Here is a 7947-nt window from a genome sequence, read left to right as displayed (position 1 = left end):
CATTATAACACAGGGAAAATCACGAGAATTTCCCCAAAAAGTCACTCTGCCAACGCCTCAATCTTTCAGCATATCGTTCATCCGTTTGGTATCCGGGTCTTCGTTGGGGTCTCTCTTGGGTTTGCGCATTTCGTAGATGAGCGTGGCAAGCAGTCCGGTGGCGATGACGATGATCGCGATATGCAAAACGAGATATTTGGGTTCCAACAACATATTCATGGTGATTTCTCCTTAGATGACAAGCATGGCATCGCCATAGCTGTAGAAACGATAGCCCTTACGGATCGCTTCCTCATAGAGCTCCAGAGTTTTTCGTCGCCCGATGAAGGCGCTGACCAGTATGATCAGGGTACTTTTGGGCAAGTGGAAATTGGTTAGCAGATAGTTGACCCGCTGCGGCGGGTTGCCGGGATGGAGGAAGAGATCGCACTCTCCTTCCATCGTACCGGAACGGACATAATATTCGATCGTGCGGGTGACGGTAGTCCCGACAGCGAGAAGCGGGGCGTCACTCTGCAGATACTCCGCCGCTTCGGCAGGGATCCGGAAGTACTCCGAGTGCATCGGATGCTCCAGGATCTTTTCGCTTTCGACCGGCTTGAAGGTTCCGGCTCCCACATGGAGGGTCAGGGTGTAGGCAGGGTGGCGTGCCTGCAGCGACTCCAGCAGTTGAGGGGTAAAGTGCAGCGACGCGGTGGGCGCGGCCACGGCTCCCGCCTCCCGGGCGAAGAGGCTCTGGTAGTGCCGGCGGTCCGCCGCTTCGTCCTCCCGGTTGAGGTAGGGGGGCAGTGGAACGTGGCCGATGGTCTCCAGGATCTCCACCAGTTCACCAAATTCCAGTTCCCGGCTTTGCCGGAAAAAGCGGACGATCCGCGCCCCGTCGGGAAGAAGCTCCAGGACCTCCGCTTCAAGCCCCTGATCGAAGAGGAGCCGGGTTCCGGGCCGGACCTTTCCCCGGATCATCACCAGATAACGCCAGTCAGGGAGCGGTTTGTTGAGCAGCAGCTCCACCCGGCCTCCCGAGGGTTTTTGCCCGAAGATCCGTGCCGGAATCACCCGGGTATCGTTGAGAAAGAGGGCGCATTTTTCAGGGAGGAAATCGGGCAGGTCCCGAAAACGGGCGTGGGTAACGGAATCGGCGTGCCGGTCATAGACCAGCAGTCGCGCCGCATCGGCCGGTTCCACAGGACGGGTGGCGATGCGGTCGGGGGGAAGGGTGTAGTCGTAGGATTCGGTGAGCAGATCGGCGGGGTCGATCATCAGGATTCTCCGGAGCCGCGTTCGAGCGCCTCCATCTCCCGATCGGCTTTTTCAAACTCATCCTCTTCTTCCGCCTCTTCTTTGTCGTGCTCCGCCTCATCCTCTTCGGGTTTGTAGGGATTGACATAGTGGACGATGAGGATGGAGAGGCCGTAGAGCAGGATCAGCGGGGCAGCCATCAGCAGCTGGGTCAGGACATCCGGCGGTGTGAGGAAGGCGGCCAGCAGGAAGATGATGACGATGGCATATTTGAAGTAGTCTTTGAGGGTCTTGTCGGTGATGAGGCCCAGCAACGCCAGGAAGTAGGCGAAGACCGGCAGTTCGAAGGCGATGCCGAAGCCGATGAGGATCTTGGTGAAGAAGCCGACGTAATCCTCGATATTGATCAGCGGCGTGTAGAGGAAAGAGCCGAAGGTGATGAGGAACTGGAAGCCGAAAGGGGTCACCACATAGTAGGCGAAGAGAACGCCGACGAGGAACATCACCGATCCCCCTACCACGAAAGGAAGGACCATCCGCTTCTCGTTGTCATAGAGTCCCGGGGCGATGAAGAGCCAGAGCTGCCAGAGGATCACCGGCATGGCCATCAGGATCCCGGCGAAGAAGGAGACCTTCAGCGCCACGAAGAAGGCCCCGCCCACCTGGTGGGTGGTGATCATCCCGTTGAAACTCTTCTCCCGCAGCTTTTTGTCGATCTTCTCCCGGGTCAGATTCTCTTCGGCGACCAGGGCACGACGCAGGATGCGGCTGTTTTTCGCCAGCTCTTCGGCGGCGGAGGCCGCCTGTTGCAGAAACTTCTGCAGGCGGGGGTTTTCAGTGGCGGCGGCAGCCTCTTTGAGGGTCCGGTGCAGGGTTTCGGCACTTTGGGCATGATCGGTCAGCAGCGCCGGGGCGCTCCCTTTGGCAGCTTTGCCGCTGCCGGCGGTAGTATTGGCTTCGTTCCCCGAAACCGTCCAGGTCCCCATCTCCCGTTTCTCCACGATTTTGCCCACTTGGACCAGGGCGTTGTTGAGGGGTTTGGTGACCCAGCCCAGGATCGTATTGTGGAAGGTAAAGGCGATGATGAAGCCGAGGAGGACAGCCAGGACGGAAATCGCCAGACGTTTACGGAGCTCCGCCAGGTGGGGTTTCATACTCTCGAACATCAGGAGACCGATCCGTTGTCGAGGTTTTTAAAGCCGCGGGGACGGGGGGCGGGTTCATCGGCTGTTTCGGCTTGTTTCTCTTCCTGAGAAACGGAGGCTTCTTCTGCTTGATCGGCCTCGGCCAGGGCTTTGCGGGCCATCGCTTTGTAGTCGGTGACGGCAGGACGTGTCTCGGCTACCTCTTCGTCCTCCTCCTCCAGCAGGTCGGTGTCGCGGTTGAGCCGGTCGGCAGGCATGCCGGATCGGGCGACCTGGAGGGCCTCTTCCAGCTCCCGGGTCGGGTCGGGGACGGCATGTTTGAATCCGCGGATATCCGACGCGGTCTCTTCAAGACTCCGGCGATAGCCCAGGGCCTCCTCTTTGAGCTCTTTGAGATGGAGCTCCTCCTCAAAGGTACTTCGGGCCTCGTTGACGGTCTTGCGGAAACTGTTGATGAATTTGGCGATCTGGACCATCGCATCGGGCAGCTTGTCGGGCCCGAGGAAGAGAATGGCGACCACGGCGATCATCAGGATCTCACTGAAACCCATTCCAAACATGGGACTCCTTGCTCTCCCCTGTCACGGGGAGGAAAATTGGGTCAATTTTACCGAAAAATTCATAACTGAGTGTTCCGAAAAACAACCGGTTTCACTTGATAGCTCTGGCAGTCGCGAACATGAGAAGCGTCAGCGAAGGAGAACTGCTTCTCCTTCGCCGCTTCGGAACCGTAGCGGTCGGAGCGAAGCAAAGCCGCGAAGGAGCGCCCGTTTCACGGGTTGGGCGCTCCTTTGTCGCCATCGAGTGAAACCTCCCAGAGATATTTTTCAAAGGGTATAACACAAAGTTATGGGATCAATCCAATAGATACAGAGCGATCTCGTCGGCCAGAAAGAAATCGGGGTTTTCGTAGCCTTCGGGGCGACGGCAAAGCTTTCCCTCTTTTACCAGCAACTCCGCCCGTCCCCGCTCCGTCGGAGTGAGAAGCTCCCGGTCGATGCCGAGGCGGGAGCGCAGGCCCAGGAAGAGGCGCTCCATTCTGAGATTTTCCGGCGTGAGCTCTTCGACGGTATGAGCGGGGGGATCGGCGAGATAGCCGTCGATGGAGCGGGAGGGGTAAAAGCGCCGGTCTTTCAAGAAGCCTACAGCTCCGGCTCCCAGGCCGATATAGTCCTGCAATTGCCAGTAGCCCAGATTGTGCCGGCAGGGATCACCGAAATTGGAGATCTCGTAGGGGGCCAGCCCCCGGGCGGCGATTTCGTCGGCCATCCAGCGGGCCAGGGGGACGTCTTCCTGACGGGCCTCGGGGGTCCGGGCGAAGGGGGTGCCCGCTTCGATGGTGAGCTCGTAGGCCGAGAGGTGGGTAATGGGAAGGGCGAAGGCCCGGTTCAGATCCCCCTCCAGCAGCACCCGGTCATCGCCGGCGCAGTTATAGATCAGATCCAGTGAGATCCGTTCGAATCCCGCTTCCGCGGCGGCTTCGACCGCTTCGACGGCCTGCCGCGGCGAATGGGCCCGACCGAGGCGCCCCAGTTTGGCGGCATCGAAGCTCTGGACGCCGAAACTGATGCGGTTGATTCCCAGCTCCCGCATCCCCTGGAGCCAGGCGGGAGAAGCAGAGTTGGGGTTGGCTTCGCTGCTGAGTTCGGCATTGTCCGCCAGATAGGGACGCAGGGTCTCAAAGAGGGGGGCGTAGAGATCGGGGTGGACCGTGCTGGGGGTACCGCCGCCGATAAAGAGTGTTTCGATGGAACCCTTTCTCACGTCGAAACGCTCCAGTTCCCGTTGTAATTGTTTCAGGAGCGCCTGCATATAGAGCGGCCGGGTATCGAAGCGATCGGTGTAGGAATTGAAACTGCAGTAGTGGCATTTGGAATCGCAGTAGGGGATGTGAAGATAAAGCAGCATATTTTTTGGAGGATTCTCCCGTCGTTTCAAAAGGCTGTAATCCCTTTTCGGATAAAATAGTATCAAAATAATTGAAAGCTCCGGGTACAACGCCGGGAGCGGCAAGCGGGTTGACAATGGGAAAATACAAAGATTACAGGCCCAATGTGGCTGCCATTGTACTCTCGCCAGACTATCCGGACCGACATGTGTTTATGATCGCCCGACGCAAAGGGATGCGCAAAGGGTGGCAGTTTCCCCAGGGAGGGATCGATGCGGACGAGACACCCCGGGAAGCGCTCCTGCGGGAGTTGAAAGAGGAGATCGGCACCGACGAGGTGGAGATCATCGCGGAGTATCCCGAGTGGATCAGCTACGATTTCCCCAAGGCCAGCCGCAATCCCCGCCGTTACCCCTTCAAAGGGCAGCGTCAGAAATATTTTCTGGTGCGGCTCAAAGAGGAGGCGCAGATCGATCTGAACGCTTTTGAGGCTCCGGAGTTTGAAGAGTACAGATATGTGGAGATGGACGAGCTGTTTCGCCGGATCACCTTTTTCAAGCGGAGGGTCTACCGGCAGGTGATCGACTATTTTGTCAAAAAAGGATTGTTGTAGATGTTGATCGTTCAGAAATACGGCGGCACCAGCGTGGGGAGCCTGGAACGGATCGAAAATGTGGCCAAGCGGGTCGCCAAAGCCCGGGATGAAGGGAACGACCTGGTGGTGGTGGTTTCGGCCATGAGCGGTGAGACCAACAAACTCATCGACTATGCCCACCACTTCTCCAAAACCCCCTCCAAACGGGAGATGGACATCCTGCTCAGCTCCGGGGAGCGGGTGACGGCGTCGCTGCTGGCGATCGCTTTGCAGGAGATGGGCTACGATGCCGTCGCTTTGACGGGCCGCCAGGCGGGGATCCGGACCGACGGGGCTCATACCTACGCTCGGATCGAGTCGATCGACACCTCCGCCATCGAGAAACAGATTCAAAAAGGCAAGATCGTCATCGTCGCCGGGTTCCAGGGGATCAACGACGAAGGCGAAGTGACGACCCTGGGCCGGGGCGGCAGCGATCTGAGCGCCGTGGCCCTGGCCGGAGCGCTCCGGGCCGACGCCTGCGAAATCTACAGCGACGTGGACGGCATTTACACCACGGACCCCCGCATCGAACCCAAGGCGCGGAAACTGGACTACATCTCCTACGACGAGATGCTGGAGCTCTCCAGCCTGGGGGCCAAGGTCCTGCAGAACCGTTCCGTAGAGCTGGCCAAGAAAATGGGAGTCAAAATCATCGCCAAGAGCTCGTTCAGCGACGGGCCGGGCACTATCATCGCAGAGGAGAACGACAGCATGGAAGCAGTACTTGTCAGCGGCATCGCCCTGGACAAAAATCAGGCACGGGTATCCCTGCGGGACGTCACCGACCGTCCCGGAATCGCCGCCGAGATCTTCAACCGCCTGGCCGAGGAGCAGATCAATGTGGATATGATCATCCAGAACGCCAGCAAGGAGGGGACCACCAACCTGGGCTTTACGGTTCCTCAGAGTGAGCTGGAGCGTGCCAAGCAGGCTATCGCGACCTTCGATCACGATCTGGGAGGCGCCGATTACGACGAGAATGTCTGCAAGGTCTCCATCGTCGGGGTGGGGATGAAGTCCCACAGCGGAATCGCCGCCAAAGCCTTCAGCGCCATGGCCGAAAACAACATCAATATCGAGATGATCTCCACCAGCGAGATCAAGATCTCCATGATCATCGACGAGAAGTACGGCGAACTGGCGGTGCGGGTCCTCCACGAAACCTACCAGCTGGACCGCTAAACGATGCAGCAGCTCCTGGAGTGGACCCTCTCGGCGATCCGGTCGGAAAATTCCGACTTCAGCTGGATGGAGGAGTTTCGCTTCGACTGGGTCCCGCCGGTCAAAAGTGCCGTCAGCCGGATCGTGGAGGGGCAGACGGTCCTGGTCTTGACCGATCCCGGCCGGGAGTGGTTCGCCCACTACATCATCGGCTCCATCAACCGCCCGGAGCGCCACCGTCCCTATGTTCCGTTCTACCCGCTGGAGCAGATCTTTCCCAATCTCCGGGAGATCGAGAGCAGCCAGGATCTGCAGCTGCTGGAGGATATGCTGGAGATCTCCTTCCCCGGGGGGTATCTCATCTGGTATATCGGCGAGGGGAGCCACCGCTTCACCAAGATCGCCTACCGCAACGACACGAACCTGCTCTGGCTCCTGGATGAGCAGGTCCCCGGCAGCTTCACCCTGCGCCGGCATGATCCGCAGCTGGATATCAAGCTCCTGCAGCTCTACCGGCTCTTCGACCGTACCGTGGAGGCGGCGCTCTTCAACGAGGTGGCGTTGGATTGATGGAGACGCTTCAGAGCCAGGTGCTGATCACCTCACGTTTCGAAGAGACGGCCGAGCGGTTGCGGCAGCAGGCAGAGGAGGCGGGGATCCGGCTGATCCCGATCCTGCGGGAGGGGAGCTTCAAGGTCGAGGATGTGGAGCTGGCCCTGGAAAAGGCCTATCTGGCCAGCGAAGAAGAGCAGGTGATCCTCCTGGCCGGCGAGACCTTCAGTGAAGTGGTCCAGAACAAGCTCCTCAAAGTGATCGAAGAGCCTCCCCCCAAAAAGAGTTTCATTCTCCTTTTCCGTTCCAAAGCCTCAGTGCTGCCGACCATCCGCTCCCGACTCCCGATCAGGGTTTTGGAGCGGGAGAGCGAAGAGGAGCCGCTGGAGCTGGACTTGGCCAACCTGGAGATCGGATCGGTCTATGAGTTCCTACAGCGCCACAACCGTATCGGAGCTTCGGAGGCGAGGAAGATCGTGGAGCGCCTGCTCAAAGCGGCCCTTGCCAGCGGCGCCTACGATCTGGACGAGCGGGCGCTGGATACTTTCCGAGACGGGGTGCGGGTCCTGGATCGGGGATCGCCGGGCTCTTTTGTTTTGACGGCGGTGTTGTTGAAGTTGTTGGCGAAGCGGCGGCGGAAACAGCGACGTTCCTGAGCTTGCCGGCTTGCTCTTCATTTCTTTTTCTTTGTTTCTCCATTTAACAGTTTTGGTTTTTTCAATGCATTCTCCAGACTCTCCATTGTGAAGAAGGGCCATGCTTCTTTTTCACCTTTGTTGGAGTTATTTACTTTATAAAACCCTAATGTCAAAATAGAAAATAATTTTTGGAATGTTGTTGGCCTTGGCCATAAATATTCTTCATCACTTTGAAGAAAAATAATCCATTTTGAAACTTCGTGCCTATTGTCTTTTTCGATACGATGTTTTCCGATTGCTTTATGCTGGTATAAATCATCATAAAGGAACCAGGCTGCATCTTTGATGGCTATAACTCCGTCATCTTTAGTATTGATTTCTAAATTATCAAGTGCATCATTCGTGACTCTTCCTGAAACATATTGTCTCAAGGTTTCAGCCAGTTTGTCTCTTGATATTCTATCTATCATGAAGTTGCCTCATAACGGCCTGCGGGACACCCGCGACCGCCGGAAAAATCTTGATTTTTTGGAGGGTGTCGGGTGCTTCCGCTTGTTGGACCGTGCATCGCACGGTACGACAATGCGGGAGGTTCACGCCCGCAGGCCGTTGTACTGGCGCGAATGCGCCAGTACAACTATTTATTGTGTGAACATTTTATACTAAATAACCCCACAATTCATAAAT

At 57.5% G+C, this 7947-nt stretch carries 11 protein-coding genes; 5 read left to right on the top strand and 6 right to left on the bottom strand.

Annotation, left to right across the window (positions count from 1 at the left end; all coding sequences use genetic code 11):
- Nucleotides 1-57: 57 nt before the first annotated feature.
- The 4 genes from F8I07_RS07600 to tatB are packed head-to-tail and all read right to left on the bottom strand — an operon-like array spanning nucleotide 58 to nucleotide 2944.
- Nucleotides 58-219, bottom strand: coding sequence for a hypothetical protein (locus F8I07_RS07600; RefSeq protein WP_292654552.1), 162 nt, complete (start codon nucleotides 217-219; stop codon nucleotides 58-60).
- Nucleotides 220-231: 12 nt separating this feature from the next.
- Nucleotides 232-1260 carry a tRNA preQ1(34) S-adenosylmethionine ribosyltransferase-isomerase QueA gene (gene queA / locus F8I07_RS07595; RefSeq protein WP_292657902.1) on the bottom strand — a complete coding sequence of 343 codons (1029 nt, stop codon included), beginning with the start codon at nucleotides 1258-1260 and terminating at the stop codon, nucleotides 232-234.
- Nucleotides 1260-2393: a twin-arginine translocase subunit TatC gene (tatC, locus tag F8I07_RS07590; protein WP_292657907.1), complete on the bottom strand. Its 1134-nt coding sequence runs from the start codon at nucleotides 2391-2393 to the stop codon at nucleotides 1260-1262. The genes queA and tatC overlap by 1 nt, the downstream gene beginning before the upstream one ends.
- 11 nt (nucleotides 2394-2404) lie before the next feature.
- Entirely contained in the window at nucleotides 2405-2944 is a 540-nt protein-coding gene (tatB, locus tag F8I07_RS07585; RefSeq protein ID WP_292657899.1) for a Sec-independent protein translocase protein TatB, read from the bottom strand.
- Nucleotides 2945-3063: 119 nt separating this feature from the next.
- On the opposite strand from tatB, the gene F8I07_RS07580 reads away from it, so the two are divergent.
- Nucleotides 3064-3192 (top strand): hypothetical protein, encoded by a 129-nt coding sequence (locus F8I07_RS07580; RefSeq protein ID WP_292657896.1) that lies wholly within the window; start codon nucleotides 3064-3066, stop codon nucleotides 3190-3192.
- Between the two features lie 47 nt (nucleotides 3193-3239).
- Here the strand turns inward: F8I07_RS07580 and hemW are convergent, their stop codons facing one another.
- Nucleotides 3240-4322, bottom strand: a complete 1083-nt coding sequence (gene hemW / locus F8I07_RS07575) for a radical SAM family heme chaperone HemW (RefSeq protein ID WP_367264509.1) — start codon at nucleotides 4320-4322, stop codon at nucleotides 3240-3242.
- An 86-nt stretch (nucleotides 4323-4408) separates the two neighbouring features.
- Between hemW and F8I07_RS07570 the strand changes: the two genes are divergently transcribed.
- Genes F8I07_RS07570 through F8I07_RS07555 form a run of 4 tightly spaced genes read left to right on the top strand, consistent with a single transcriptional unit; the run spans nucleotide 4409 to nucleotide 7278 of the window.
- Nucleotides 4409-4885, top strand: coding sequence for an RNA pyrophosphohydrolase (locus tag F8I07_RS07570; protein WP_292657893.1), 477 nt, complete (start codon nucleotides 4409-4411; stop codon nucleotides 4883-4885).
- The gene (locus F8I07_RS07565) at nucleotides 4886-6091 is read left to right on the top strand and encodes an aspartate kinase (RefSeq protein ID WP_292657890.1); all 1206 of its coding nucleotides are present in this window, start codon (nucleotides 4886-4888) and stop codon (nucleotides 6089-6091) included.
- A 3-nt stretch (nucleotides 6092-6094) separates the two neighbouring features.
- Nucleotides 6095-6640, top strand: a complete 546-nt coding sequence (locus tag F8I07_RS07560) for a HobA family DNA replication regulator (RefSeq protein WP_292657887.1) — start codon at nucleotides 6095-6097, stop codon at nucleotides 6638-6640.
- Complete coding sequence (locus F8I07_RS07555; RefSeq protein ID WP_292657883.1) at nucleotides 6640-7278, top strand: DNA polymerase III subunit delta'; 639 nt, start codon at nucleotides 6640-6642, stop codon at nucleotides 7276-7278. The genes F8I07_RS07560 and F8I07_RS07555 overlap by 1 nt, the downstream gene beginning before the upstream one ends.
- 17 nt (nucleotides 7279-7295) lie before the next feature.
- Here the strand turns inward: F8I07_RS07555 and F8I07_RS07550 are convergent, their stop codons facing one another.
- Complete coding sequence (locus F8I07_RS07550; RefSeq protein ID WP_292657881.1) at nucleotides 7296-7730, bottom strand: hypothetical protein; 435 nt, start codon at nucleotides 7728-7730, stop codon at nucleotides 7296-7298.
- Between the last annotated feature and the right edge of the window lie 217 nt (nucleotides 7731-7947).

This window comes from Nitratifractor sp. (assembly GCF_015487065.1).
GTDB lineage: Bacteria > Campylobacterota > Campylobacteria > Campylobacterales > Sulfurovaceae > Nitratifractor.
The sequence above is the reverse complement of the archived record's forward strand: the minus strand, read 5'-3'. Positions and strand labels throughout refer to the sequence as shown.